We start from the raw sequence: 24,782 nt of genomic DNA on the forward strand, positions 1-24,782 counted from the left end.
CCCGAATTTCTTGACGACCATAGAGCGTTGGAACCACCTGATCCCATCCCGAACTCAGAAGTGAAACGATGCATCGCCGATGGTAGTGTGGGGTTTCCCCATGTGAGAGTAGGTCATCGTCAAGATTAAATTCCGAAACCCCAATTGCGAAAGCAGTTGGGGTTTTGTTTTGCCCGCGGGAAAGTGCTCGATGCGAGGGGTCAAGTGTCGCGATGGTAACCATTGGGGAAATCCCTCTGAAATGGCCGGCCGGTTTTTGGTATGGTGCAGCTCGTTTTTTAACGGACTGATGTCACGCCCAAGGATCGGCGCTCATTTTTGTCAAAGAGTTGCTGCAGAAAATGCCTGAACCCATACCCATCAAGGATCACGAAAAAGAGACGCGCCTGGTCAACAAGCGGTTGATCGCCTGTGCTTTGTTCGTCTTTGCGATCAGCTGTGCGCTGGTGGTTCGCCTGTACATCCTGCAAGTGGTGGAGTTCGACTACCACTCGACTATCTCTGAAAACAACCGCGTCCATGTCTTGCCGATCCCGCCCACGAGAGGGCTGATCTACGACCGCAACGGCGTGCTGCTGGCTGATAACCGCCCGAGCTACAACCTGACGATCACCCGAGAACGTGCTACCAACGTCAATGAGGAGCTGGACGAGGTCATCAGCCTCCTGCATCTGCCCGCAGAGGACCGCACGGTTTTCGACAAGGCGATGAAGCAGTCGCGCCATCCGTTTACGCCGGTAACGCTGTTCTATGAGCTGACGGAAGAACAGATCGCCGTACTCGCCGTCAACGAGTTCCGTTTGCCGGGTCTTGATGTCGAACCGCAGTTCATCCGCAACTATCCGCTTGGTGCGCACTTCGCACACTCCATCGGCTATGTCGGTCGCATCAACGAAAAAGAATCCAAGACGCTCGACTCCGTCGAGTACCGGGGCACGCAATCCATCGGCAAGACGGGCGTGGAGCGTTTCTACGAAGCGCAACTGCACGGCCATGTCGGTTACGAGGAAGTGGAGACCAATGCTCAGGGCCGCGTACTGCGCGTGCTGAAACACACCGATCCGATACCGGGCAAAAACATCGTCCTGAGCCTCGACGTCAAGCTCCAGGAAGCCGCCGAAGCCGCATTGGGCGACCGTCGCGGCTCAGTGGTTGCACTGGATCCCTCGACCGGTGAAGTGCTGGCCATGGTCAGCAATCCGAGCTTCGACCCCAACCTGTTTGTGACTGGTATCAGTTCCAAGGAATATTCCGCGCTGCGTGATTCCATCGACCGCCCGCTGTTCAACCGCGTATTGCGCGGCCTATACGCGCCCGGTTCGACGATCAAGCCGGAAGTGGCCATCGCTGGCCTCGACACCGGTGTGGTCACGCCACAAACCCGAGTCTTCGACCCCGGCTACTACCAACTGCCTGACTTCGACCACAAGTATCGCAACTGGAACCACAGCGGCGACGGCTGGGTGGACATGGACGCGGCGATCATGCGCTCCAACGACACCTACTTCTACGACCTGGCGCACAAGCTTGGCATCGATCGTCTGCACGATTACATGGCGATGTTCGGTCTTGGCGAGAAAGTCTCGCTCGACATGTTCGAAGAGTCTCCGGGCCTGATGCCGTCCCAGGCCTGGAAGCGCGCCACCCGGCGTCAGGCCTGGTTCCCCGGTGAGACGGTGATCCTCGGTATCGGTCAGGGCTACATGCAGGTCACGCCGCTGCAACTGGCTCAGGCCACTGCGCTGATTGCCAACAAGGGTGTCTGGAACCGTCCGCACCTGGCCAAGACCGTCGACGGTGTTGCCCCGGTGGACGAACACCCGATGCCGAATATCCTGCTCAAGGATCCGCGGGACTGGGATCAGGTCAACCACGGCATGCAGATGGTGATGCACGACGCCCGTGGTATCGCCCGTGCCGCTGCCGCCGGCGCGCAATACCGTATCGCTGGCAAGAGTGGTACGGCGCAGGTGGTGGCGATCAAGCAGGGTGAGCGCTACAACCGCGAGAAAACCCTCGAACGCCATCGTGACAACGCTTTGTTCGTCGGGTTTGCCCCGGCCGAGCATCCGAAGATCGCGATCTCTGTGATGATCGAGAACGGTGAAGCGGGTGGTCGAGTCGCAGGTCCGGTGGTTCGGCAGATCATGGACGCCTGGTTACTCGATCAGGACGGCCACCTCAAACCACAGTATGCCGCGCCAACCAAGCCGCCGGGCGATCCCCACGTGTAAGCCACAACAGCTTCACAGCACAGGCTCACGCAAGCTGAGCATGTGCTGGAAGCTGTCGAGGAACACGGTTTCCGCCTGAGTCATCTTCTGTTCGCGATTCCACAATAGCTGGATATCGAAATCCACCACCCCGTCCTCCGGCGGCAAGCGCCACAGCAGACCCTGCTCGACATCCCGTCTTACCAGGTGAGTCGGCAGACAGCCAATGCCGAACCCTGCACAGATCAGACGATAAATTTCCTCGAAGCTGGTGGAGGAGGCGACGATCTTTCCGGTAAAGCCCTGCTGGTCACGAAACAGCGTCAACGGCGAAAGATTGCCGCCAAGCTGATCGCTGGTGAAGCTGACAAAGTTCTCCGCGGCAAGCTGTTCCAGCGTCAGATTCTGCTGCCCGAACAGTCGATGCCGCTGCCCGCAAAAGTACGCATAGCGCTCACGAAACAATACCCGTTGCTCCAGCCTCGGCTGCGGTAGACGACACAATCCCACTCCCACAGTGGCGGTCTTTTGCAGCAATGAACTGATGATGTTCGAGCTGCCCATCACTTCGACTTCCAGCTCGATTTTTGGATGAGTCTCGTGGAAGTCCGCAAGAAACTCATCGTAATGCCGCGCCTGGACGCCACTGACAGTGAGGATGCGAATCTTGCCCACCACGTCGTCATGACGGTTCTCGACCACGGTGCCCAAACGGGAAATATCGCCGTAGATATCCGCCGCAATCCGCAGGACTTCTTCCCCGGTTTCCGTCAGATCAAAGCGCCGCCCGCTGCGGGCAATCAACACACAATCCAGTTGTTCTTCGAGACGTTTCAACGCCTGGCTGACCGCCGACTGAGTGATGTGCAGTCGGGCCGCGGCGCGACTCATGCTGCCTTCCTGCCCGATCACCAGATAAGTGCGCAGCAGGTTCCAGTCGAGGCGGTCGTTGAGAAAACGCCGGCCGATCCAGGGATTCGCGGAGGAAGTCATGTAGTAGCCACGCTAATAGTAAAGATAAGTTTTTGAAAATTGACTAATCCTTTCACGGAAGCGATAAAGCCCACAAGCGCCACAGAGCGCGACCGTCAGCCGCCTCGACACCTGCCCAAAACTATAAATACACAGGGTTCTTGCATGCACACCACCGCTCAGCCGCGTCGCGCCGCGGCCGCTGCCTTCATTGGCACGACCATCGAGTTCTACGATTTCTACATCTACGCCACCGCCGCCGCGCTGGTGCTCGGGCAAGTGTTTTTTCCCAGCAGCGACCCGGTGACCAGCACACTCGCCGCGTTCGGCAGTTTCGCCGTCGGCTTCATCGCCCGCCCGATGGCCGGGATGGTGTTCGGTCATTTGGGCGATCGCCTCGGTCGCAAGAAAATGCTGCTGGTGACCATGGCGCTGATGGGCCTGGCCACGGCGGGTATTGGCCTATTGCCGAGCTACGCCAGCGTCGGGATCTGGGCGCCCATCGGGTTGATCGTGTTGCGCTTGATCCAGGGCATCTCCGTCGGTGGCGAGTGGGGCGGGGCGGTGTTGATGGCCAGCGAACACGCGCCGGTCAAGCGCAAAACCTTCTATGCCTCGTTTGCGCAACTTGGCAGTCCGGCGGGTTTGCTGCTGGCATTGATCGCGTTCCGTCTGGTCACGTCACTGTCGCCAGAAGACTTCCTCGCCTGGGGTTGGCGTCTGCCTTTTCTTGCCAGTGGCGTGCTGATGATGGTCGGCCTGATGATCCGTTCCGGTGTGCACGAATCGCCTGAGTTCGCCAAGGCCAGGGACAACCATGAAACCGCCAGATACCCGGTGAAAGACGTGATTCGCCAGTGCTGGCGGCAGATCCTGTTCGCTGCCGCCGCAGTCACTATCGGCTCGGCCGGATTCTTCTTCACCAACACTTTCATGATCACCTACGTCACCCAATATCAGGGCATTGCGCGGTCGACCATTCTCGACTGCCTGTTCCTGGTGACGGTCATTCAATTGCTCTCGCAACCGTTGTCGGCGCTGCTGGCCGAGCGCATTGGCGAAGGACGGTTCCTGATGCTGGTCGCCTTGCTGTGCATGGTCACGCCGTACCCGATGTTCCTGCTGGTCGGTACCCAGAACATCCTGTTGATGACACTCGGCATCGCCGTCGCGGTAGTGATTCTTTCGGCGCTGTACGCGGTAATCGCCGGGTACATGACCCAGGCCTTCCCGGTACACCTGCGCTATTCGGGTATTTCCATCGCCTACCAGTTGAGCTGCGCGCTGGCCGGCGGCACCACGCCGCTGATCGGCACGCTGCTGGCCAGCAAGTTTTCCGGGCAATGGCTGCCGCTGGCGGTGTTCTTCACGCTGCTGTCGGCCCTTTCGCTGATCGGTGTCTGCGGCCTCGCGCGTCTGCGGGCCAACCCGGTCGTCCTTCATACCAACAAAGAGGTGTATTCGTGAGTAAGCCCGCCCACATTGACCCGATCGAATGGCAAGCCCGTTGCGAGCTCGCCGCGCTGTATCGCTTGATCGCGCACTTTCGCATGACCGACCTGATCGACACCCACATCACCCTGCGAATTCCCGGGCCTGAGCATCATTTCCTGATCAACCGCTATGGCGTGATTTTCGACCGCATGCGCGCTTCCGATCTGGTGCGCATTGATCAGGACGGGCGCATCGTCGACCCTGAATACGCCGGGCATCGGGTCAACGCTGCCGGGTTCGTGATCCACTCGGCGATCCACATGGCGCGCCCGGATCTGAACTGCGTGATCCACACCCACACCGCTGCCGGCATGGCCGTCGCCGCGCAGAAACAGGGCCTGCTGCCGATCAGTCAACACGCGCTGAAGTTCTATGGAAAACTCGCTTACCACACCTATGAAGGCATCGCGCTTTCGCTGGATGAGCGCGAGCGTTTAATCGCCGACCTTGGCCCGCACCGGGCGATGATCCTGCGCAATCACGGCTTGCTGGTTGGCGGTTCCGGTGTGGCCCAGGCATTCCAGGAAATCCACTTCCTGGAGCGCGCCTGCCAGGCGCAAGTGCAGGCGCTGGCAGGCGGTTGCGAGCTGCATTTCCCGTCGCCGGAAGTCTGCGCCCACACCGCCGAACAGTTCGACCGCGATGAACAGGACAACATCATCGACCTGGCCTGGGAGGCCGCACTGACCCTGATCGAATCCCAGCGCGAGTCTTATCTCTCATGAACACCGTTGCACTGATGTCCCGCGACACGCTGTTGCTCAAACAATTGCAGGAAGCGTTCGCCCGTTGTGCGCCGCAGCTCTCGGCGGTACTGGCCGACGATCCCCGGGCGGCGGATGCGCAGATCGCGGCGTGCTGGTTTCCGCTGCCGGGCAGCCTTGCCGCGTTGCCCAATCTGCAGGTGGTTCACTCGGTGGCCGCCGGGATCGATCATCTGGAACACGATCCTTCATGCCCGGATCTGCCGGTGTGCCGCGTGGTCGATCCCGGCCACCGTCAAGGCATGAACGAGTACGTGCGCTGGGCGGTGATTCACTTTCATCGCGGCTTCGATCAAGTGTTTGAGCAACAGCGCCAACAGCATTGGGAGCGGCCTCTGCAACGCCCTGCACATGAATTCAGGATCGGTGTGATGGGCCTCGGCTCGCTCGGCAGCGCGATTGCCCAGGACCTGGCCAGCGCCGGTTACGAGGTGCGGGGTTGGGCGCGCAGCAGCAAAGATCTGCCAGGTGTGCAGGCCTTCGCCGGCTCTGACGCCTTCGACCCCTTCCTCGACGGCGTGGAATTGCTGATCAATCTGTTGCCGCTGACTCACGAGACGCGTGGCATCCTCAATCGCCAGACCTTCGAACGTCTGGCCAACGGCGCGGCACTGGTCAACGTCGGTCGCGGCGGGCACCTGAACATCGAGGATCTACAACAAGCGCTGGCCCGTGGAAAACTGCGCGGTGCACTGCTCGATGTCTTCGAACAGGAGCCGTTACCCGCCGATCATCCACTGTGGAAAACCCCGGGCGTGACCATCACCCCGCACATGGCTTCGGCGGCATCTCACGATTGCATCGCCGAGCAGATCGCCGAGAACTTTCGCCGTCTGAATGCCGGCGAGCCGTTGCTCAACAGCGCGGATCGACTGCTCGGTTACTGATCCGCCAGACAGGCCTGCAAACGTTCGATGAACAGCGTCTCGGCGCGGCTCATGCGCTGGTCGCGGTTCCACAACAGATGAATGTCGACATCGGCAATCCCTTCGTGGGGCGGCAGGCGCCAGAGCAATCCGGCCTCGACGTCCGCCGCCACAACGTGTTCCGGCAAACAACCAATTCCAAATCCGGCGATCACCAGGCGGCGCACTTCTTCCAGGCTCGGCGATGACGCAACGATGCGTCCGCTGAAACCCTGTTGATCGCGAAAAATCGTCAGTGGCGAGAGCATCCCGCCAATCTGGTCACTGGTGAAACTGACGAAATTCTCTCTGTGCAAATCCCCTTCGCCGATGTCCTGCCGGCCGAACAGCGCGTGGTGTTTGCCACAGAAGAACGCATAGCGCTGACGCAGGAACAGACGCTGTTCCAGACGCGGTTGCGGGCGGCGATTGAGGCTCAGACCGAGGGTCGCGGTTTTCTCCTGAAGGGCGCTGACGATGTCAGAACTGCGCATCACATCGACCTCCAGATCAACCCTTGGATATTGGCGATGGAAGTCTGCAAGGAAGTCATCGAAACGCTCGGAAAAGATCCGGCTGATGATCAGCAACCTGACCTTGCCGATCACTTCGTCGGCTGGTTGTTCCAGCAGACTGCTGACCTGGGACATCTGCCCATAGATCTCGCCGGCCAGTTCGAAGATCTGCTCGCCAACTTCGGTGAGGGCAAATCGCGGGCCGCGTCGGGCGATCAACTGGCGGCCCAGTTGTTCTTCAAGACGCTTGAGCGCCTGGCTCACCGCCGGTTGCGTCAGGTGCAGACGCGCGGCGGCGCGGCTGATGCTCAGCTCCTGGCCGATTACCCGGAAGGTGCGCAACAGGTTCCAGTCGAGGCGGTCGTTGAGCAGGCGTTGCACATCGCGTTCGGCCATGGCGGCTCTCGATTATAAGGTGAAGTAATACTCGGAATAATAAATAGAAAATTGACTGATCATAGCCCCGGGACGATAAATCACCCCACGACAGGCGCCGCCAGAGCGCCTCGGATTTACGTTTTCCTCCTGCCAGAAAAACAATCAAAGGAGCCCGACCCCATGAAGCCCCACGCTTCGAACCAGCCGCGCCGTGCGGCGGCCGCAGCCTTCATCGGCACGATGATCGAGTGGTACGACTTTTACATCTACGCCACCGCCGCCGCGCTGGTGTTCGGTGCGCTGTTCTTTCCCTCCGACGATCCGTTGTTCAGCACCATGGCCGCGTTCGGCACCTTCGCCGTGGGCTTTTTTGCCCGGCCATTGGGCGGGATCATTTTCGGTCATATCGGCGACCGTATCGGCCGCAAGAAATCGCTGATCATCACGCTGTTGATGATGGGCGTGGTCACGGTGTGCATCGGTCTGCTGCCGACCTACGCGCAGATCGGCGTGGCGGCGCCGGTGCTGCTGATTGTGCTGCGCATCGTCCAGGGCATCGCCGTCGGTGGCGAGTGGGGCGGGGCGGTGTTGATGGCCGGTGAGCATGCGCCGAAGGGCCAGCGCAATTTCTTCGCTTCGTTCGCGCAACTGGGCAGCCCGGCAGGTTTGATCCTGTCGCTGTTGGCCTTCAGCGCGGTGACCCGTCTGCCGGAAGAAGATTTGATGAGCTGGGGCTGGCGCCTGCCGTTCCTCGCCAGTGCGCTGTTGCTGCTGGTGGGCCTGGCGATTCGCTTGGGCGTGAACGAGTCGCCGGAATTCCTCGCCAGCCGCGAGCAGGCCAGCAAGCAAATCAAGAAAGAGCAGGCGCCGGTGATGGAGGTTCTGCGCACCGCGTGGCGGCCGCTGTTGCTGTGCATCGGCGCCAACATCCTGGGCATCGCCGGGGTGTATTTCACCAACACCTTCATGATCGCCTACACCACTCAGCAACTGGCGCTGCCGCGTTCGCTGATTCTCGAATGCCTGTTCTTCGTCGCGATCATCCAGTTCTGCATTCAGCCGCTGGCTGCGTGGACGGCACAGAAGATCGGCGCGACGCGTTTCCTGTGCCTGGTGTCGCTGCTGGCGATGGCCTCACCGTATCCGATGTTCGTGCTGGTCAGTTCGGCCCAGGCGCCGCTGATCATCCTCGGCATCGCGCTGGCGGTGGTGTGCATGGCGTCGTTCTACGCGGTGATCGCCGGTTACGTCAGCGGCATGTTCGAGACCCGCGTGCGCTACACCGCGATCTCCCTGGCCTATCAGATCTGCGGCGCGGTGGCCGGTGGGCTGACGCCGCTGATCGGCACGATGCTCGCGCACAAGTTCACCGGGCAGTGGTGGCCGATGGCGGTTTTCTACAGCCTGATCGCCGGCATTTCGCTGGTCTGCGTGCTGTCCCTCGCCCGTCGTCATGCCAGCGCCCATCGTGCGGAAATGGCCAATGCCTAACCCGGAATGTCAGGAGAACCTCATGTTGAAAATCAATGGCCAGCGCCTGTGGACGAGCCTGATGGCCATGGCCGAAATCGGTGCGACAGCCCGAGGCGGCAGCTGCCGTCTGGCTTTGAGCGACGAAGACAAGGCCGGTCGCGAACTGTTTGCGCACTGGTGCCGTGAAGCCGGCATGACCCTGAGCGTGGACGCCATCGGTAACCTGTTCGCCCGTCGCGCCGGCACCGATCCGGACGCTGCGCCGGTGATGATGGGCAGCCACCTCGACACCCAGCCCGAGGGCGGGCGATTCGATGGTGTCTACGGTGTGCTCGCCGGACTGGAAGTGGTGCGTTGCCTCAATGACCAGAACATCCAGACCCGCAAACCGCTGGAGGTGGCGGTGTGGACCAACGAAGAAGGTGCGCGCTTCACCCCGGCCATGTTCGGTTCGGCGGTGTTCACCGGGATCATGGAACTGAACGCCGCGCTGGCGGTGCGCGATATCGATGGCGTGAGCGTTGCCGAGGCTTTGCAGCGTACCGGTTACGCCGGTGAACGTCCGTTGGGCGGTGCGGTGGATGCGTATTTTGAGGCGCATATCGAGCAAGGCCCGATCCTCGAAGACAACGCCAAAAGCATCGGCGTGGTCACGGGCGGTCAGGCGATCCGCTGGCTCGATGTGCGCGTGGAAGGCATGGCCGCCCACGCCGGCACCACGCCGATGCCGCTGCGCAAAGACGCCTTGTACGGCGTGGCGCGGATGATTCAGGCGATTGAAGGTCTGGCCGCAGATTTTGCCCCCGAAGGCCTGACCACGGTTGGCGAATTGAACATCAACAAGTCCTCGCGCAATACCATTCCGGGGCTGGTGAATTTCACCGTCGATCTGCGTCATCACCGCGACGACACCATTGCCGCCATGGAGCAACAAGTCCGCGCCCGGTTGCAGGCGATTGCCGATGGGCGAGGCCTGAACCTGACGATCACTCCGCACTGGATCAGCCCGGCCACACCGTTCGACGCCGAATGCGTGGCGGCGGTGCAAGAGGCGGTGGATGCGCTGGGCTACGCTCAGCAGTCGATTGTCAGCGGCGCCGGGCATGACGCGATCCATCTGGCGCGTTACTGCCCGACGGCGATGGTGTTCATTCCGTGCGTTGGCGGCCTGAGCCACAACGAAGCCGAAGACGTGCTGCCCGAAGATGTGAAGCAGGGCACCGATGTATTGCTTAACGCCGTGCTGGCTCGCGCCGGTCGAATCGAACAGGGAGCCTGAACCATGCGCAGTTTTTTCCACCCCGAACAGTTGCTCCACCATCCACGCAGCTATTACTCGCGCGGGCAGATGCGTACGCCGCAGGAGGTCCCCGAGCGTGCGCAGCGTCTGGTGCAGGCCGCCCACGGTTTGGGCTTCAGTGTCGAGCAACCCGTCGATGCCGGCCTCGCGCCGTTGCTGGCGGTACACGGTGCGCCGTATCTGACGTTCCTTCAGGAAGCCCACGCGCGCTGGAAGGAAATCCCCGAAGACTGGGGCGACGAGGTGATGTCGAACATTTTCGTCCGCGAGCCCAACGCCTTGCGCGGCATTCTTGCCCAGGCGGCGCGCTATCTGGCGGACGGCAGTTGCCCGGTCGGCGAGCAGACCTGGCGCTCGGCCTACTGGTCGGCGCAAAGCGCAGTGGCCGGGGCTCAGGCGCTGATCGATGGCGAGCCGGCCGCCTACGCCTTGTGCCGTCCGCCGGGGCATCACGCCCGGGCCGAGGCGGCGGGCGGTTTCTGCTACGTGAACAACGCAGCGGTGGCGGCGCAGGTATTGCGCGACAAGTTTGAAAAAGTCGCCGTGCTCGACACCGACATGCACCACGGGCAGGGCATCCAGGAAATTTTCTACGACCGCGATGATGTGCTCTACGTCTCGGTGCATGGCGATCCGACCAACTTCTATCCGGGCGTCGCCGGGTTCGCCGACGAACGCGGCAGCGGCGCGGGGGAGGGCTTCAACCTCAACCTGCCGATGGCCCATGGTTCAAGCGAAGCGGATTTCCTCGGGCAACTGGACGTCGCATTGAACGCGGTGCGCGAATTCGGCGCCGAGGTGCTGGTGCTGTCGCTGGGGTTCGACATTTACGAGCTGGACCCGCAAAGCAAAGTCGCCGTGACCCGTGAAGGCTTTGCAGTTTTGGGTGAGCGGATCCGTCACCTGGGCCTGCCATGCCTGATCGTGCAGGAGGGCGGTTATCACCTGGAAAGTCTTGATGACAACGCCCGGGCATTTTTCGTGAATGCCGAGGTGTGGCAGCGCTGAGGCAATCCACCTGCCGAAGCGCCCTGTGGTGCTTGCCATCGCCCTGACGTTAACGTAAACATTGGCGTCAGGGCGCTGAAGTAAAGAAGCGCAAAGCGGACCGCTCCGGAGCGCTTGATGACTCTTATAAAAACAACCGATCCCAAGTCTCACCACGAAGCCCGGCTCGCCCGGGAAAAACTCCATCTCGAAGGGCAAGTCCCGGATGGCGTGTTGCGTGCCGAGATCGATGCTTCGTGGCGGCGCAGCCTGAGCCACGGCGTGCATTTCAATGGCAAACATGAGCTGACGCTGGAGTCGAGCGCGAGTCTCGAGGTGTTGCTGGCGAGCAACCGCCTGCTGATCGATGCGGCGATACCGACCATCGATTACCTGGCCGAACGTCAGGGCAAGGAAGGCCTGATCATCCTCGCCAATTCCGACGCCACTATCCTCGCCGTCGAAGGGCGTGCCGACCGGCTCAAGGGCAGCGGCCTGCAGGACATTACCCTCGGTGCCTGCTGGAGCGAAGCCGCCCGTGGCACCAACGCCCTCGGCACGGCGCTGGTCGAAGCTCGGCCCACCCTGATCGATTGCGGCGAACATTACCTCGACCGTCTCACCGATTTCTCCTGCACCTCGGTGCCGATTCATTGCCCCCAAGGCGAAATTCTCGGCGTCCTCGACCTGACCCGCGAAGGCCCTCTCGGCCGCGTCCACGACAGCACCGCGCTGCTGAGCATGGCGGTCAGCCAGATCGAGAGCCGGGTGTTCAACAACAGTTTTCCCGATCAGATTGTCCTCGCCTTCCACAGTCGCCGGCAGTATCTGGAATCACCGTGGCAAGGCTTGTTGGCGGTCAGTCTCGGCGGGCAAATTCTGGCGGTCAGCGCCCAGGCCTGTCAGTTGCTGCGGGCCGAGCGTTCGGCATTGGTCGGCAAGCGCTGTGAGGAATTCCTCGGGGTCGATGGCGTGCAGTTGCTGACCCGTCTGCAACAGGGTGGCGTCGGCAGTGTGCAAACCGCCAAGGGCGAGTTTTTCTACAAGACCCTGCGAGCCCCGGCGCGCTCGGTCAACCTCGGCGGCCCGCCGCGCAGCGTGGCGAAAACCGCCAAGGCGCAACCGGATCTGGAAGCACTGGCCGGCAACAACGCCCGCTACGCTCGAGCCCTGCGCATGGCCCGCCAAGGCCTGGCCAATGAACTGCCGGTGCTGCTGCTCGGCGAAACCGGCACCGGTAAAGAAGTGATCGCCCGCGCTCTGCACCTGGCCGGCAGTCGCAGCGACAAACCGTTTGTGGCCGTGAACTGTGCAGCGATTCCCGAAGGCCTGATCGAGTCGGAGCTGTTCGGCTACCGTGAAGGCGCGTTCACCGGATCGCGTCGGGGCGGCATGATCGGGCGGCTGCAGCAGGCCCATGGCGGCACGTTGTTCCTTGATGAAATCGGCGACATGCCGCTGGCCCTGCAGGCGCGTTTGCTTCGCGTTTTGCAGGATCGCAAGGTTGCGCCGCTGGGGGCGGGGGAAGAGCAAGACATCGACGTCGCGCTGATCTGCGCCACCCACCGCGATCTCAAGCGTCAGGTCGAGGACAAGCAATTTCGCGAAGACCTGTTCTACCGGGTCAACGGCATCAGCGTGATGCTCCCGGCCCTTCGCGAGCGCGAGGACTTCAGCGCGCTGGTCGCTCGGCTGCTGGGCAAACTCGACGCCCCGAACGCCGTGCTGCACGACGACCTCAATCGCCTGCTCGCGGGTTACCACTGGCCGGGCAACATCCGCCAACTGGAAATGGTCCTGCGCACCGCGCTGGCCATGCGCGAGCCCGGTGAAACCGTGCTGACCCTCGATCACCTGCCCGACAGCATGCTTGACGAACTCTCCGCCACCGAGAAACCCCAGACCGGCAGCATTCGCGAGCACGAACTGGAGATGATCCGCCAGTCCCTCGACACCCATCAGGGCAACGTCTCGGCCGCCGCCGACGCCCTTGGCATCAGTCGTGCGACCCTGTACCGCAAACTCAAACAGTTGCGCTCGTGATGCAGCGCCTGTTCGTGCGGCTGATCGACAGCCAGAACCCCGCCGCGCTGCAAGCGGCGCTGCGCTGGTTGTACGGTTTCGTGCGGCCGCAGCGGCTGGCGATTGCCGGCCTGCTTGGTCTGTCGGTGTGCGCGTCGCTGCTGGTGCTGGTGCAGCCGTGGCTGGTCAAACTGCTGATCGACGACGGGTTGCTGGCGCGCAATTTCCCGATGCTGGTGCTGATCGCGGTGCTGATGATCATCGCCGGGCTGCTCGGCACCGCATTGTCGGGGATCAACCGCTATCTGCACACGCGGCTGTCCGGGCGGATTCTGTTTGCCCTGCGCGATGACCTTTATCGGCATTTACAGAAACTGTCGCCAAGCTTCTATGGGCAGCGGCGGATCGGCGATCTGATGTCGCGGCTCGACGGCGATGTGGCCGAGATTCAGCGCTTCGCCGTGGACTCGTTGTTCTCGGCGGTATCGAGCGTGATCGGCCTGGTGGTTGCGATTGCGATGTTGTTCACCTTGTCGTGGAAACTGTCGTTGCTGGCGCTGGTGCTGATCCCGCTCGACGTGCTGTGGCTGCGCTGGATGCGGCGTAAGGTCGAGCGCGATGTGCGACAGTTGCGCGAGCGTTCGGCGGACATGTCGTCGTTCATGGTCGAGACCCTGCCGGTGATGAAGTTCATCCAGTCAGCCGGCCAGCAGCAGCGTGAAGCGCGGCGTCTGGAAAGCCTCGGGCAGGGTTACATGAACCAGTTGCTGCGACTGCAGGTCACCGAATTTTTCACCCAGGCCGTGCCGGGCACGTTGACCTCGCTGTCCCGCGCCTGCGCGTTTCTGATTGGCGGTTATTGGGTGGTGCAGGGCACCTGGCAACTCGGCGCCCTGATCGCGTTTTCCACCTACCTGGGGATGGCGGTCGGGCCTGTGCAGAGCCTGCTGGGGTTGTACGTGGCGATCCAGCGCATGACCGTCAGCCTCGGTCGGGTCATGGAGTTGCGCGGCGAAGAACCCACGGTGTTTTCACCGGCCACGCCGAAACCGTTTCCGACTTCGGGCGAGCTGCGTTTCGACGCGGTGCATTTCAGCCATCCGGGCCGCCCAAGTACGTTGAGCGGCATCGAGGCGACGATTCCCCACGGTTTGAAAGTCGCCTTGAGCGGCGGCTCCGGCGTCGGCAAATCGACGCTGATCGATCTGCTGCAACGGCATCACGATCCGCAGTCCGGGCGGGTGCTGCTTGGCGAAGTGGATTTGCGCGAACTGGAACTGTTCGAACTGCGTCGACGCATCGCCGTGGTCAGTCAGGACATCGTGCTGTTTCGCGGCAGCCTCGCCGACAACCTGGCTTACGCGGTGCCGGACGCCAGCCGCGAAGCTATCGCCGAAGTCGCACGGCTGGCGCAACTCGACAGCCTGATCACGTCGTTGCCCGAAGGCCTCGACAGCCCGTTGGGAGAGCGCGGTCAGCAATTGTCCGGCGGGCAGAAACAGCGCATCGCGATTGCCCGGGCGCTGTTGCAGGACCCGCTGATTCTGGTGCTCGACGAAGCCACCTCGGCAGTGGACGAGGCGATCGAACGCGAAGTGATCGACGCCATCGACCGCTTGTTTGCCGGGCGCACACGGATCCTCATCAGCCACCGGCCGTCGACCCTGGCCGATGCCGACCTGCGTTTCGAGTTGCTCGGCGGTGTGCTCATTTCGAAAACGGTGCTGCATGAAGCCTGAATTGCGTATCGGCGTGGTCGACAGCGGACACTCGGCGGCGCAACGGGTGCAGGTGATTGCCGGGCGACGTTTCTCGTTGCTGGAGGACGGCTTGGCCGAATCGGATTTGCGCGACGATCCGCTCGGGCATGGCAGTGCGGTGATCGAGGCGATCAGCCGACGGGCACCGGCCGCTCGGATTTGCGTGGCTCAGGTGTTCGATCAGCGCGGCGTCACCAGCACCTTGCAGATTTCTGCGGCCATTGACTGGCTGGTGGCGCAGGACGTGCGGCTGATCAATCTGAGTCTGGGCCTGCGTCAGGATCGCAGTCTGTTGCGCGAAGCCTGCGCAGCGGCGGTGGCCCGTGGGGTTCTGTTGTGTGCGTCGAGTCCGGCGCAAGGTGCGGCGGTGTTTCCGGCCAGTTATTCGCAGGTGCTGCGGGTGACCGGCGATGCGCGTTGCACCGATGAGCAGTGGTCATGGCTCGACAGTGCGCAGGCGGATTTTGCCGCGTGTGTTCACGGTACTTATCCGGGGCAGTCCGGGGCCAGTCTGGGGTGTGCCGCGTTGAGCGGGCATATCGCCGGCTATCTGCTGGCGCATCCACAGGCGAGCAACGCTGAAGTGCTCGATTGGCTGAAACAGCACGCTCGTTATCGCGGTCCTGAACGGCGTTTCGGCCCATGACGTCGATCCTTATTCTCGGTGCCGGACCGGCTGGCGCGGCGGTGGCATTGGGATTGCGACGACTGGGTCACGCCGTGACGCTGGTCAGCGAGTGGCGCCGGTTTGCGGCGCTCGAAGGCGTGTCGCAACGGGTGCTGGAGGCGCTGCGCAGTGCCGGGTTGAATCATGCTTTGGCGAATGCCACGTTGCCGTCCCAAAGGCAGGTTGCGTGGAACGGTCAGCAGCATGCGCAGAACATCGAGTTTCTGCTGGATCGCCCGACCTTTGATCGTGGCTTGCGCGAAGACCTGCGGTTGGCCGGGGTCGAGGTGATTGAAGGGCGAGTCCTGAATGTTCACTCCTCGGCGGACGGTCATCGGGTGGAACTCGACGGCGGCCAGAGGCTGACGGCGGATTTCCTGGTGGAGGCTCGGGGGCGGCAGGCACCGGCGTCCGGCAGAGGTCTGCGCGGGCCGGAGACGGTCAGCCTGCTCAATCGCTGGCAAGGCACGCCGGGTGTGACGGCAAGCGCCGTGGAAAGCCTTGAAGACGGTTGGGCGTGGATGGCCCGACGGGACGATGGCCAGTGTTATTGGCAATGGACGGTGGACGTGGCCAGCGCCCAATTGCCCGGCAAGGCGCAGTTGCTCGATTACTGCCGTGCGCGGCGTCAGGCCTCGGATTTTGCTCAAGCGTTTTTTGCCGGTGGACAGGAGTTGGAGTTGCAACTGCACGCTCGCAGCAGCACCGCGATTCTTGCGCCACAGGTCTGCGGTGATAACTGGATTCGCGTGGGCGATGCGGCGATGGCGGTGGACCCGCTGTCGGGCAACGGGATTTTTCAGTCGTTGTCCTCGGCGTTACAGGCGCCGGCGGTGATCAACACGCTGTTGCGTAAACCTGAGCGGACGGCACTGGCGCAACGTTTTCACCAGCAGCGTGTGGAGCAGTTGTTCCTGCGCTTTGCGCGGATCGGCCGGGACTTTTATGCCGATGAACAGCGCTGGCTCGATCAGCCGTTCTGGCAGGCACGACGACAATGGCCGGACGCGGAAGTGGCCCATGCGTCAGCGGATTTTGCCGCGCTGCGCATCGAACGGATGCCGGTGCTGCGTGACGGGTTTGTCGATGAGGCTGAAGTGGTGATCACAGCGGATCAGCCGCTGGGGATCTGGCATGTGCAAGGTATAGAGCTGGCGCCGCTGGTGCGGCGGTTAAGCGATGAGCCGGCGGATCAGGTGTTGGCAGGGTTGAGTGAAGAACAGGGGCGTGTGATCCGAGGATGGTTGTTGAGTCAGGGATATCGGCCCTCACCCTAACCCTCTCCCAGTGGGAGAGGGGACTGATCGGGGGATATTGAAGAATGACGCCGACTTGAACGTGCAGCATTGAATCCAAAATCAACTCGGTTTTTCAGGTCGATGTGTAGCGCAAGACTCCTCGGTCGGCTCCCTCTCCCTCTGGGAGAGGGCTGGGGTGAGGGGCTTCTGATCCTGATCTTCTACAGCTTGATCAACACCGACTTCAACTCGGTGTAATGCTCGATCGCCGCATACCCCATCTCGCGCCCGACCCCGGACATCTTGTAGCCGCCAAACGGCAGCGCCGGGTCCAGCGCGCTGTGGCAGTTGACCCACACCGACCCTGACTTGATCCGCGGAATCATCCGGTGCACCGCCGCCAGATCGTTCGACCAGATGCTCGCGCCCAGGCCGTAAGGGCTGTCATTGGCCATGCGCAGCGCATCGGCCTCGTCATCGAACGGAATCGCCACCAGCACCGGCCCGAAGATTTCTTCCTGCACCAGCGCATGCTGTTGATCGACATCGACAATCACCGTCGGCTTGACGAAGAACCCCGGCCCGAACTGCTCGCCACCGCAGGCGATGGTCGCGCCGCTTTCCCGGCCCATTTCGATGTAGTTGTAGACCCGCTCCTGTTGGCGCGCGGAAATCAGTGGGCCCATCTCCACGCTCGGGTCGAGGCCGTTGCCGAGTTTCATCGCGTTGGCGATGTCGCTGATATCGGCCACCACATTGTCGAAATGCTTGCGCTGCACGTACAGGCGCGAGCCGGCGCAGCAGACCTGGCCCTGATTGAAGAAAATCGCACTGGCGGCGCCTGCTGCAGCAGTTTTCAAATCGGCGTCGGCCATGACGATGGTCGGTGATTTGCCGCCCAGTTCCAGGGTGACCCGGGTCATCGAGTCCATGGCGATCTTGCCGATCTGCTTGCCGACGGCGGTGGAGCCGGTGAAGGTCAGCTTGTCGACCAGCGGGTTGTGAGTCAGGGCGGAACCGGCCGTGATGCCGGTGCCGGTAACCACGTTGAACACGCCTTCCGGGTAACCCGCTTCCAGCACCAGTTCCGCCAGTTTCAGCGCGGTCAGCGGGGTTTCGTCGGCCGGTTTGAGCACCACGGTGCAACCGGTGGCCAGCGCCGGGCCGAGTTTCCAGCAGGCCAGCAGCAGGGGGAAGTTCCAGGCGACGATGGCGCCAACCACGCCCACGGCTTCGCGGCGGATGAAACTGTGGAACTGATCGCCGGGCATCAGCGGCAACGAAACGTCAACACTGGAACCTTCGATCTTGGTCGCCCAGCCAGCCATGTAACGCAGAAAGTCGATCGCCAGTTGTACATCCATCACCTGCGCCACTGCGGCGCTCTTGCCGTTGTTCAGGCATTCCAGTTGCGCCAGCAGCTCGGCGTCGCGCTGCATCAGGTCGGCGAGTTTCCACAACAGGTTCTGTCGTTCGCGCGGACGGGTACGACTCCAGGCGGAGTCATCGAAAGCCTGACGAGCGGCGAGCACTGCACGGTCGACATCTTCCGGGGTGGCGCGAGGCACCACGCACAACACTTCGCCAGTGGCCGGGTTGTGCAGCGGCATGGTCTGGCCGTCGGCGGCTTCGACCCAGTCGCCGCCGATCAGCATGCGCGGCGGGCGCTGGATGAAGGCCGAGGTGGCAGGGAGCAGATAGGGCAGGGGCATGGTGAAAACCTCTTGTTGTTCGTAGACGTGAAGAGGGCTTCGCAATGGCTGTGCCAAAGGCGTGAAGTGGCCGTGCAGGTCCCGTCGCGCCGGGTTTGCGACGGTGCAGCGATAACGCGGCGGGGAGGTTTTATTCTCAAAAAGCGACAACCGGTGAGACGTCGTGCCACCGGTCGGCGGCTCCGCCACTTGCGCTCGTTGCGGATAAACTTTCCCGTTGGGAGGATGCAGGCATTCAGGTCTGGAACACTCGACCGGGAGGTAGCGACGATGCTTTCAACCCTGGAAATCCAAAACATCATCGAACACAGCTTTCAACCGCTGGTCTGCACCTGCAGCGTGGCAGCGGATCAGTCGCTGACGATCCGTGTCTGCGATTGCATGACCGGCAGGGTCGAACTGCTGGCAAGCCATGTGCCGCTGTGGACGCTGGACAGCACCCACGCGCTGGCCACGCTGATTGCCGACATGCGTCTGGAAATCGAGACGCACAAGAGCCGGCAACCCCTGTAGCACATCTGATCCCTCCCGCCCGCGAAAGACGAGCGGGATGGTCCGAAAACTTCAACAGGCGACCTTGCGGGATATTTCCTGAAAAGTGTGGCTGTCGGCGGCAATCAGCATCCGGCGCTGATCCTTGAGGGTGGCCAGGAACGTCACTTCGGTCTCGTGACCGGCCAGCATGAATCCGGCAATGGCGCCGATGGGCCCCAGCAGCATCGCACCGGCCACGCCATAGCCGATGGCATCCTTGAAGTTATTGATCGACTCTTCGTTGGCCACTTCCAGTGTCTTGATCGATGACAGCGGGAGGGTAAGACCCGGCCAGGGGTGCAGCGATGTTCTCAGTGTAAAGTTGCCGTCCCTGTACTCTCCGTCACCTTGCAGAAAGTCTCCCGCCAGGACTGTGATGTTGGCCATTACAGATCTCCTTTTCGGCATTCGGTGAACAACCATTTCGCGCCTGTATCCGGGTGTCGTCAATCGTCGGGCGATGAGTTGCGATGTGGCACAACGCCGCTGCTGTCGCCCGTGACTATGCTTGTCTCACACTGCAACACCTGTCGCGAAATTGGACGCCGGGCCACACCCCGGACGCTGGCAAAACGCAGTGATCTTCACGTAACTGCTTGATTGAACAGCTTATCGGCAAGCTGGCACGCTCCGTGTATTGCTCATGGCAGACGTTTCGCTTGCCTCCGTTCGTGCATCACCCCGAACGGCTGAAACCCTAAAAACGATAAGCCACAAAAATAAGAAAGCACCGTGCGAGGTTCGACGTTGATGAAGAGAAAACTCCGATCAGGCATGAGCGCCAGCCTGCTGGCCGTGGCCGCATGCGTAGCCCTGCATTCGCCCCACAGCCTGGCAGCCCGCGACGCCCAGACCATCCTCAAGGAAACCTGCCAGGGCTGTCACACCCCTGAGGCCGGCGACCGGTTGAGCCGCATCAGCCACCAGCGCAAGACCCCCGAAGGCTGGCTGATGAGCATCGCCCGGATGCAGACCATGCACGGTCTGCAGATCAGCGATGAAGACCGCCGCACGCTGGTCAAATACCTGGCCGACACCCAGGGCCTGGCGCCCAGCGAAACCGATGGCGTGCGTTATGCGCTGGAACGGCGGCTGAACACCGTCGAGCAGTTCGATGAGAAAACCAGCCAGATGTGCGGCCGCTGCCACTCCGGTGCACGGGTCGCCCTGCAGCGGCGTCCGGCCCAGGAATGGGAGCGTCTGGTGAATTTCCACCTCGGCCAATGGCCGTCGCTGGAGTATCAGGCGCTGGCCCGCGACCGTGACTGGTTCGATATCGCCCGCAAGGAAATGGTCCCGCTGCTGGCCAAGCGTTACCCGCTGGACAACCCGGCGTGGCAGGCCTGGCTGAAAACCGCGCCGAAAGCCCAAGCACTGGTCGGCGACTGGAGCTTCAGCGGTCACCTGCCGGGCAAGGGTGAACTGGCCGGCACCATGAGTGTCACCGCCGATGGCAGTGACACCTTCAAAGTCGTCGTCAAAGGTCAGTACGCCGATGGCAGCCCGTTCAACGGCGACGGCAGCGCAATTCTTTACAGCGGTTACGAGTGGCGCGGCAACGTGACCGTCGATGGCGTGACCATGCGTCAGGTGTTCGCCGCACAAGGCAACGCTATGCAGGGCCGGATGTTCGAGGCCGAGCACGATGAGCGCGGTTTGGACTTTGTCGCCGCCAAACAGGGTTCGCAGCGCTTGCTGGCGGTGCAGCCGGGTTACGTGAAGGCCGGCAGCGAAACCGAAGTGACCCTGATCGGCAGCGGTCTGAGCGGCAAGCCGAACTTCGGCAAAGGCGTAGACGTGGTCGAAGTGGTCGAGCAGAGCGCCGACCGGATCAAGGTCAAAGTCAAAGCCGCATCCGATGCCCAGCCGGGTCTGCGCACCGTCAGCGTTGGCAGCCTGAAAGGCCCTGGCCTGTCGGTGTACAGCAAGATTGCCTCGGTCAAAGTGGTGCCGGAGTTCTCGGTGGCACGGATCGGTGAGGGTGGCGGTTCGACGCCGAAAGTCCAGGGCCGTTTCGACGCCGAAGCCTGGGGCAAGGGCGCCGACGGCAAGCCGTATCGCATCGGCGTGTTCCCGGCGCAATGGAAAGTCGAAGCGTTCGACGAGCGCGCCAAAGAGGACGAGGACGTCAAGTTCGCCGGCACCATGCAGGCCGACGCAGGCGTGTTCACCCCGGGCGATGCCGGGCCGAATCCGGCACGCAAGATGTCCACCAACAACGCCGGCAACCTCAAGGTGATCGCCGCCGTCGACGACGCCGGGAAATCCCTGACCGGCGAAGGCCACCTCATCGTCACCGTGCAACGCTGGAACAATCCACCCATTCCCTGATGTTGAAACGTGAGTTGTCCTGGGCCACCGCGATTCAGACACTTTTCGGAATGACCGCAAGTCCCCCAAGCGGGGCTTGCACAGGAGGTTTGCAATGGGCGCTATCTTGAATCTGGTCGAACGTAATCTGCACGAAGTGCACGTCGACGCCGACCGCATGCTGTTCCACATCCCCAGCAGTTCGCTGTTCGCCAGTGATGAACTGACCGGCACCATCATCGATGCGTTGCGCGGCCCCGGTTGCTCTTCGGAAGACCTGATCCAGCGCCTCGGTGCGCGGTTCAACGGCGAGGAAATCAACGAGACCCTGCGCGAGCTGATCTCGCTGGAACTGGTCAGCGATGGCTCGCCGCTGACCCCGGACATCGCGGTCAAACGCGTCGAGCGCACCGCGATCAACACCGTGGTGCTCAACGTCAACACCGGCTGCAACCTGAGCTGCACCTACTGCTACAAGGAAGACCTCGACAAGCCGTCCGCCGGCAAGAAAATGGACGTTGAAACCGCCATCGCTTCAGTGGAAATGCTGCTGCGTGAATCCCCCGATGAAGAGCGCTTCACCGTGGTGTTTTTCGGCGGCGAACCGCTGAGCAATCGCAAGCTGATCGAGTACATGGTCGATTACTGCGAGAAGCGTTTTGCCGAGGCCGGCAAGTTCGTCGAATTCGTGATGACCACCAACGCCACGCTGCTCACCGAAGAAACCGTGGACTACCTGAATGCCCACCGCTTCGGGCTGTCAGTGAGCATCGACGGACCGAAAACCGTGCACGACCGCAACCGCATCACGGTGGGCGGGCAGGGCACCTATGACGTGGTGCGGCGCAAGGCCGAAATGCTGCTGTCGCGCTACAACAGCCGCCCGGTCGGCGCGCGGGTGACCCTGACTACCGGCGTCACCGACGTCGAAACCATCTGGGATCACCTGTTCAACGAACTGGGTTTTGCCGAGGTCGGATTTGCTCCGGTGACCTCCGGCGACATCAGCAGTTTCAACCTGACCAACGCTGAATTGATCGAAGTCTTCGCCAGCATGAAACGCCTCGGTCGGCGTTATCTGGAGGCTGCGCTGGAGCACCGCAATATCGGTTTCTCCAACCTGCATCAGTTGATCACCGACATCCACGAAGGCCACAAAAAGGCCCTGCCCTGCGGTGCCGGGCTGAAGATGCTGGCGGTCGATCACAAGGGCGAACTGAACCTGTGCCATCGCTTCACCGGCTCATCGCTGCCGACCTTCGGCAACGTCCACAGTGGCGTTAAACAGGTTGAGTTGAACGACTTTCTGTCCCAGCGTCTGGATCGCACCAACACCGGTTGCCATGACTGTCAGATCCGTAACCTGTGCTCCGGCGGCTGCTACCACGAGAGCTACGCCCGCTACGGCGATCCGGCCCACCCGACCTATCACTACTGCGAACTGATGCGTGACTGGGTCGACTTCGGCATCGAGGTCTACACCCGGATCATGGCCAACAACCCTGCGTTCATCAGCAGCTACATCACTCCGCGCAAGGCTCACTGATATGAAACATCTCAAGGCAATCAATAACAAAGCGTTGAAGCTGGATCAGGCCGCGATTGATAACCGCATCGAAGAAGTGGTGGCGATGAGCTCGGTCGCGGGCTGCGCCTCGACCACCGACCCGGGTTGGGAAATCGATGCGTTCGGCGGGGTGTCGTCGCTGTGCCAGCCGATGGAAGCCGACCTGTTTGGCTGCTCCGACCCATGCTGGTGGCCGGCCCAGGTGCCGGACATGATGAGCACTTACCCGGACTGGAACAAGGATGCCCAGGCGTCCAACGACAACTGGCGCAACCTCGGCACTGTCTTCCCGAAAGACAAGTGATCCCTAAGAAGAAGGATTCCAGCATGCACAACATCAAAGCCTGCGGCCTTGCTGCACTCGCGGTTCTGAGCGCCTGTTCGCTCTCGGTTCTGGCCGATGAAAACACCGCGCTGCAAGACGGTCACGAGTACATGTTGACCACCAACTACCCGAACAACCTGCACGTCATCGACCTGGCGACCGACAGTTTGTACAAGACCTGCAAGATGCCCGATGCCTTTGGCCCCGGCACCGTGCAGCTGTCCCCGGATCGCAAGACCGCGTATGTGCTGAACAACCATTACGCCGATGTTTACGGTGTCGAGCTGGACAGCTGCAAGCAGGTGTTCCACGCCAGCATCACCCAGCAGCCGGGCGAGAAGGCGCGGTCGATGTTCGCCTTCACCGTCAGCCATGACGGCAAGGAGCTGTACACCATCGCCAACCCGACCCAGATGCTCAACGACCGCTACGAGGTCAAACAACCGCGTCTGGACGTGTACGCCACCGATGCCGGGATGGACGCCAAGCCGGTACGCAGCTTTCCGGCGCCACGGCAGTTGACGATCATGCAGAGCGGCGATGACGGCACGCTCTATGTGGCTGGCGCCGATGTGTACAAGGTCGATGTGAAGAGCGGCAAGTTCGACGTGCTGATCCCCAGCCGCCACTGGAAACGCCCGAATTACAGTGCGCCAGACGTGCTGTACGTGTGGAACCAGCAGACGTATCGGCATGACTTTTCGCTGTTGTACACGGCGGCGAAGTTCAAGGACAAGAAGCAGGATCCGGCCACCGCTGAATACCTGTACGGCTTGTTCAGCGTCGATCTGAAAACCGGCAAGACCGAAACCACCGATTTTGGTCCGCTGACCGAGATCTACTTCAGCGGCATGCGCTCACCGAAGGATCCGAACCTGATGTTCGGTGTGCTCAATCGTCTGGCCAAATACGACATCAAGCAGAAAAAGCTGATTCAGGCGGCGACACTGGACCATTCCTACTACTGCATTTCGTTCAACAAGGACGGCAGCAAGATCTACCTGGCCGGGACGTTCAACGACGTGGCGATCTTTGATGCCGAGACCATGAAGCAGACCGGCAGCATCAAGTTGCCGGGTGGGGATATGGCGATTACTACGGCGCAGATTTTTGTTCGGTAATCAGTATTGCCTGAGCTGCCGCAGCTGCGAGCAGCTCAGGTTCTGAGTATCAGGCCCCTGGCACCGGGCAGCCCACATCCCCTTCCTCACACTTCAAATACTGCTTGAGAGCCTCGGTTCGACCCTTGGTCACACGCGTGATGCATACGCTGTAGATCATCGGGTACATACTTCCGCCCTTTACGCCTGACGCCGAAAATTCGCATTCGGCATCGCGAAACCCAATCCACGCCCGCTGAGCACTGACCAGCAGTTTCTTGCTGGCAGGTTCTTCTTTCAGCCGTGCGGTGATCTGCTGATACACCGTGTTCAACTCTTTATCCGCCGCTTTGCTCTCTTGCCCGGCGCACTGATTCATCGTCGCCTGATCGCTGGCATTGGCGCAGTCCACGGCCGCGTGGGCGACGGAAGTGAAAAGAAAGGGTGTCAGGGCCAGAAGCAGGCGTGGGGACATGGGGTTTCTCGCTGTTTGCGGTGAAGAAATGTGCAGTGTAGACAGGCGAAGGATGATTTTGATCAGTCGTT

Annotated in this window: 21 protein-coding genes and 1 rRNA gene; 17 read left to right on the forward strand and 5 right to left on the reverse strand. The window is 61.7% G+C overall.

Annotated features, from left to right (window positions below; all coding sequences use genetic code 11):
- Positions 1 to 9 precede the first annotated feature (9 nt).
- Both rrf and mrdA read left to right on the forward strand, forming a co-directional pair.
- A 5S ribosomal RNA gene (gene rrf, locus J5M72_RS20285) occupies positions 10 to 125 on the forward strand.
- A 216-nt stretch (positions 126 to 341) separates the two neighbouring features.
- Positions 342 to 2,234 carry a penicillin-binding protein 2 gene (gene mrdA / locus J5M72_RS20290; RefSeq protein ID WP_169431247.1) on the forward strand — a complete coding sequence of 631 codons (1,893 nt, stop codon included), beginning with the start codon at positions 342 to 344 and terminating at the stop codon, positions 2,232 to 2,234.
- Between the two features lie 12 nt (positions 2,235 to 2,246).
- Here the strand turns inward: mrdA and J5M72_RS20295 are convergent, their stop codons facing one another.
- Positions 2,247 to 3,206 carry a LysR family transcriptional regulator gene (locus tag J5M72_RS20295; RefSeq protein WP_207866889.1) on the reverse strand — a complete coding sequence of 320 codons (960 nt, stop codon included), beginning with the start codon at positions 3,204 to 3,206 and terminating at the stop codon, positions 2,247 to 2,249.
- A 144-nt stretch (positions 3,207 to 3,350) separates the two neighbouring features.
- On the opposite strand from J5M72_RS20295, the gene J5M72_RS20300 reads away from it, so the two are divergent.
- Genes J5M72_RS20300 through J5M72_RS20310 form a run of 3 tightly spaced genes read left to right on the forward strand, consistent with a single transcriptional unit; the run spans position 3,351 to position 6,330 of the window.
- Positions 3,351 to 4,652, forward strand: coding sequence for an MFS transporter (locus J5M72_RS20300; protein WP_207866890.1), 1,302 nt, complete (start codon positions 3,351 to 3,353; stop codon positions 4,650 to 4,652).
- Positions 4,649 to 5,404, forward strand: a complete 756-nt coding sequence (locus tag J5M72_RS20305; protein WP_011335215.1) for a class II aldolase/adducin family protein — start codon at positions 4,649 to 4,651, stop codon at positions 5,402 to 5,404. The genes J5M72_RS20300 and J5M72_RS20305 overlap by 4 nt, the downstream gene beginning before the upstream one ends.
- A complete protein-coding gene (locus J5M72_RS20310; protein WP_207866891.1) occupies positions 5,401 to 6,330 on the forward strand; it encodes a glyoxylate/hydroxypyruvate reductase A in 930 nt (309 codons plus the stop codon). Before J5M72_RS20305 ends, J5M72_RS20310 begins: the two co-directional genes overlap by 4 nt.
- Here the strand turns inward: J5M72_RS20310 and J5M72_RS20315 are convergent.
- Positions 6,324 to 7,259: a LysR family transcriptional regulator gene (locus J5M72_RS20315; RefSeq protein WP_207866892.1), complete on the reverse strand. Its 936-nt coding sequence runs from the start codon at positions 7,257 to 7,259 to the stop codon at positions 6,324 to 6,326. The two genes, J5M72_RS20310 and J5M72_RS20315, sit on opposite strands and share 7 nt — an antisense overlap.
- Positions 7,260 to 7,421: 162 nt before the next feature.
- Between J5M72_RS20315 and J5M72_RS20320 the strand changes: the two genes are divergently transcribed.
- The 7 genes from J5M72_RS20320 to J5M72_RS20350 all read left to right on the forward strand — a co-directional run bounded on the left by J5M72_RS20320 (position 7,422) and on the right by J5M72_RS20350 (position 16,727).
- Positions 7,422 to 8,732, forward strand: coding sequence for an MFS transporter (locus J5M72_RS20320; RefSeq protein ID WP_207866893.1), 1,311 nt, complete (start codon positions 7,422 to 7,424; stop codon positions 8,730 to 8,732).
- A 22-nt stretch (positions 8,733 to 8,754) separates the two neighbouring features.
- Complete coding sequence (locus tag J5M72_RS20325; RefSeq protein WP_207866894.1) at positions 8,755 to 9,993, forward strand: Zn-dependent hydrolase; 1,239 nt, start codon at positions 8,755 to 8,757, stop codon at positions 9,991 to 9,993.
- A 3-nt stretch (positions 9,994 to 9,996) separates the two neighbouring features.
- Positions 9,997 to 11,022, forward strand: coding sequence for a histone deacetylase family protein (locus tag J5M72_RS20330; protein WP_207866895.1), 1,026 nt, complete (start codon positions 9,997 to 9,999; stop codon positions 11,020 to 11,022).
- Between the two features lie 117 nt (positions 11,023 to 11,139).
- Entirely contained in the window at positions 11,140 to 13,044 is a 1,905-nt protein-coding gene (locus J5M72_RS20335; protein WP_169431239.1) for a sigma-54-dependent Fis family transcriptional regulator, read from the forward strand.
- Positions 13,044 to 14,762 carry an ABC transporter ATP-binding protein gene (locus tag J5M72_RS20340; RefSeq protein ID WP_207866896.1) on the forward strand — a complete coding sequence of 573 codons (1,719 nt, stop codon included), beginning with the start codon at positions 13,044 to 13,046 and terminating at the stop codon, positions 14,760 to 14,762. The genes J5M72_RS20335 and J5M72_RS20340 overlap by 1 nt, the downstream gene beginning before the upstream one ends.
- On the forward strand, positions 14,752 to 15,429 hold the full coding sequence (locus J5M72_RS20345) for a S8 family serine peptidase (protein ID WP_207866897.1): 678 nt from the start codon (positions 14,752 to 14,754) through the stop codon (positions 15,427 to 15,429). Before J5M72_RS20340 ends, J5M72_RS20345 begins: the two co-directional genes overlap by 11 nt.
- On the forward strand, positions 15,426 to 16,727 hold the full coding sequence (locus J5M72_RS20350; protein WP_207866898.1) for an FAD-dependent monooxygenase: 1,302 nt from the start codon (positions 15,426 to 15,428) through the stop codon (positions 16,725 to 16,727). Before J5M72_RS20345 ends, J5M72_RS20350 begins: the two co-directional genes overlap by 4 nt.
- Before the next feature lie 182 nt (positions 16,728 to 16,909).
- On the opposite strand, the gene J5M72_RS20355 is transcribed toward J5M72_RS20350, so the two are convergent.
- On the reverse strand, positions 16,910 to 18,400 hold the full coding sequence (locus tag J5M72_RS20355; RefSeq protein ID WP_207866899.1) for an aldehyde dehydrogenase family protein: 1,491 nt from the start codon (positions 18,398 to 18,400) through the stop codon (positions 16,910 to 16,912).
- A gap of 270 nt (positions 18,401 to 18,670) precedes the next feature.
- Here J5M72_RS20355 and J5M72_RS20360 point away from each other — a divergent pair, with 270 nt between their 5' ends.
- Complete coding sequence (locus J5M72_RS20360) at positions 18,671 to 18,913, forward strand: DUF1652 domain-containing protein (protein WP_169431234.1); 243 nt, start codon at positions 18,671 to 18,673, stop codon at positions 18,911 to 18,913.
- A gap of 51 nt (positions 18,914 to 18,964) precedes the next feature.
- On the opposite strand, the gene J5M72_RS20365 is transcribed toward J5M72_RS20360, so the two are convergent.
- Complete coding sequence (locus J5M72_RS20365) at positions 18,965 to 19,321, reverse strand: hypothetical protein (protein WP_169431233.1); 357 nt, start codon at positions 19,319 to 19,321, stop codon at positions 18,965 to 18,967.
- Positions 19,322 to 19,684: 363 nt separating this feature from the next.
- Between J5M72_RS20365 and peaA the strand changes: the two genes are divergently transcribed.
- The 4 genes from peaA (at position 19,685) to peaD (ending at position 24,257) form a co-directional block, all read left to right on the forward strand.
- Positions 19,685 to 21,265 carry a quinohemoprotein amine dehydrogenase subunit alpha gene (gene peaA / locus J5M72_RS20370; RefSeq protein ID WP_207866900.1) on the forward strand — a complete coding sequence of 527 codons (1,581 nt, stop codon included), beginning with the start codon at positions 19,685 to 19,687 and terminating at the stop codon, positions 21,263 to 21,265.
- Between the two features lie 94 nt (positions 21,266 to 21,359).
- Entirely contained in the window at positions 21,360 to 22,790 is a 1,431-nt protein-coding gene (gene peaB / locus J5M72_RS20375) for a quinohemoprotein amine dehydrogenase maturation protein (protein ID WP_102621854.1), read from the forward strand.
- A gap of 1 nt (position 22,791) precedes the next feature.
- Complete coding sequence (gene qhpC, locus J5M72_RS20380; RefSeq protein ID WP_207866901.1) at positions 22,792 to 23,115, forward strand: quinohemoprotein amine dehydrogenase subunit gamma; 324 nt, start codon at positions 22,792 to 22,794, stop codon at positions 23,113 to 23,115.
- Positions 23,116 to 23,138: 23 nt separating this feature from the next.
- The gene (gene peaD / locus J5M72_RS20385; protein WP_207866902.1) at positions 23,139 to 24,257 is read left to right on the forward strand and encodes a quinohemoprotein amine dehydrogenase subunit beta; all 1,119 of its coding nucleotides are present in this window, start codon (positions 23,139 to 23,141) and stop codon (positions 24,255 to 24,257) included.
- Between the two features lie 49 nt (positions 24,258 to 24,306).
- Here the strand turns inward: peaD and J5M72_RS20390 are convergent, their stop codons facing one another.
- A complete protein-coding gene (locus J5M72_RS20390) occupies positions 24,307 to 24,711 on the reverse strand; it encodes a lysozyme inhibitor LprI family protein (RefSeq protein ID WP_096822101.1) in 405 nt (134 codons plus the stop codon).
- Positions 24,712 to 24,782 lie beyond the last annotated feature (71 nt).

Source organism: Pseudomonas sp. 58(2021), assembly GCF_017491585.1.
In the GTDB taxonomy this organism is placed as follows: domain Bacteria; phylum Pseudomonadota; class Gammaproteobacteria; order Pseudomonadales; family Pseudomonadaceae; genus Aquipseudomonas; species Aquipseudomonas fluorescens_BT.

Coding starts and splice junctions, on each gene's coding strand:
- J5M72_RS20325 (WP_207866894.1), top strand. CDS start 8,755: ATGTTGAAAATCAATGGCCAGCGCCTGTGGACGAGCCTGATGGCCATG.
- J5M72_RS20345 (WP_207866897.1), top strand. CDS start 14,752: ATGAAGCCTGAATTGCGTATCGGCGTGGTCGACAGCGGACACTCGGCG.
- J5M72_RS20360 (WP_169431234.1), top strand. CDS start 18,671: ATGCTTTCAACCCTGGAAATCCAAAACATCATCGAACACAGCTTTCAA.
- J5M72_RS20335 (WP_169431239.1), top strand. CDS start 11,140: ATGACTCTTATAAAAACAACCGATCCCAAGTCTCACCACGAAGCCCGG.
- peaB (WP_102621854.1), top strand. CDS start 21,360: ATGGGCGCTATCTTGAATCTGGTCGAACGTAATCTGCACGAAGTGCAC.
- J5M72_RS20315 (WP_207866892.1), bottom strand. CDS start 7,259: ATGGCCGAACGCGATGTGCAACGCCTGCTCAACGACCGCCTCGACTGG.
- J5M72_RS20300 (WP_207866890.1), top strand. CDS start 3,351: ATGCACACCACCGCTCAGCCGCGTCGCGCCGCGGCCGCTGCCTTCATT.
- qhpC (WP_207866901.1), top strand. CDS start 22,792: ATGAAACATCTCAAGGCAATCAATAACAAAGCGTTGAAGCTGGATCAG.
- J5M72_RS20330 (WP_207866895.1), top strand. CDS start 9,997: ATGCGCAGTTTTTTCCACCCCGAACAGTTGCTCCACCATCCACGCAGC.
- J5M72_RS20390 (WP_096822101.1), bottom strand. CDS start 24,711: ATGTCCCCACGCCTGCTTCTGGCCCTGACACCCTTTCTTTTCACTTCC.
- J5M72_RS20320 (WP_207866893.1), top strand. CDS start 7,422: ATGAAGCCCCACGCTTCGAACCAGCCGCGCCGTGCGGCGGCCGCAGCC.
- J5M72_RS20295 (WP_207866889.1), bottom strand. CDS start 3,206: ATGACTTCCTCCGCGAATCCCTGGATCGGCCGGCGTTTTCTCAACGAC.
- J5M72_RS20310 (WP_207866891.1), top strand. CDS start 5,401: ATGAACACCGTTGCACTGATGTCCCGCGACACGCTGTTGCTCAAACAA.
- peaD (WP_207866902.1), top strand. CDS start 23,139: ATGCACAACATCAAAGCCTGCGGCCTTGCTGCACTCGCGGTTCTGAGC.
- J5M72_RS20350 (WP_207866898.1), top strand. CDS start 15,426: ATGACGTCGATCCTTATTCTCGGTGCCGGACCGGCTGGCGCGGCGGTG.
- J5M72_RS20365 (WP_169431233.1), bottom strand. CDS start 19,321: ATGGCCAACATCACAGTCCTGGCGGGAGACTTTCTGCAAGGTGACGGA.
- J5M72_RS20340 (WP_207866896.1), top strand. CDS start 13,044: ATGCAGCGCCTGTTCGTGCGGCTGATCGACAGCCAGAACCCCGCCGCG.
- J5M72_RS20355 (WP_207866899.1), bottom strand. CDS start 18,400: ATGCCCCTGCCCTATCTGCTCCCTGCCACCTCGGCCTTCATCCAGCGC.
- mrdA (WP_169431247.1), top strand. CDS start 342: ATGCCTGAACCCATACCCATCAAGGATCACGAAAAAGAGACGCGCCTG.
- peaA (WP_207866900.1), top strand. CDS start 19,685: ATGAAGAGAAAACTCCGATCAGGCATGAGCGCCAGCCTGCTGGCCGTG.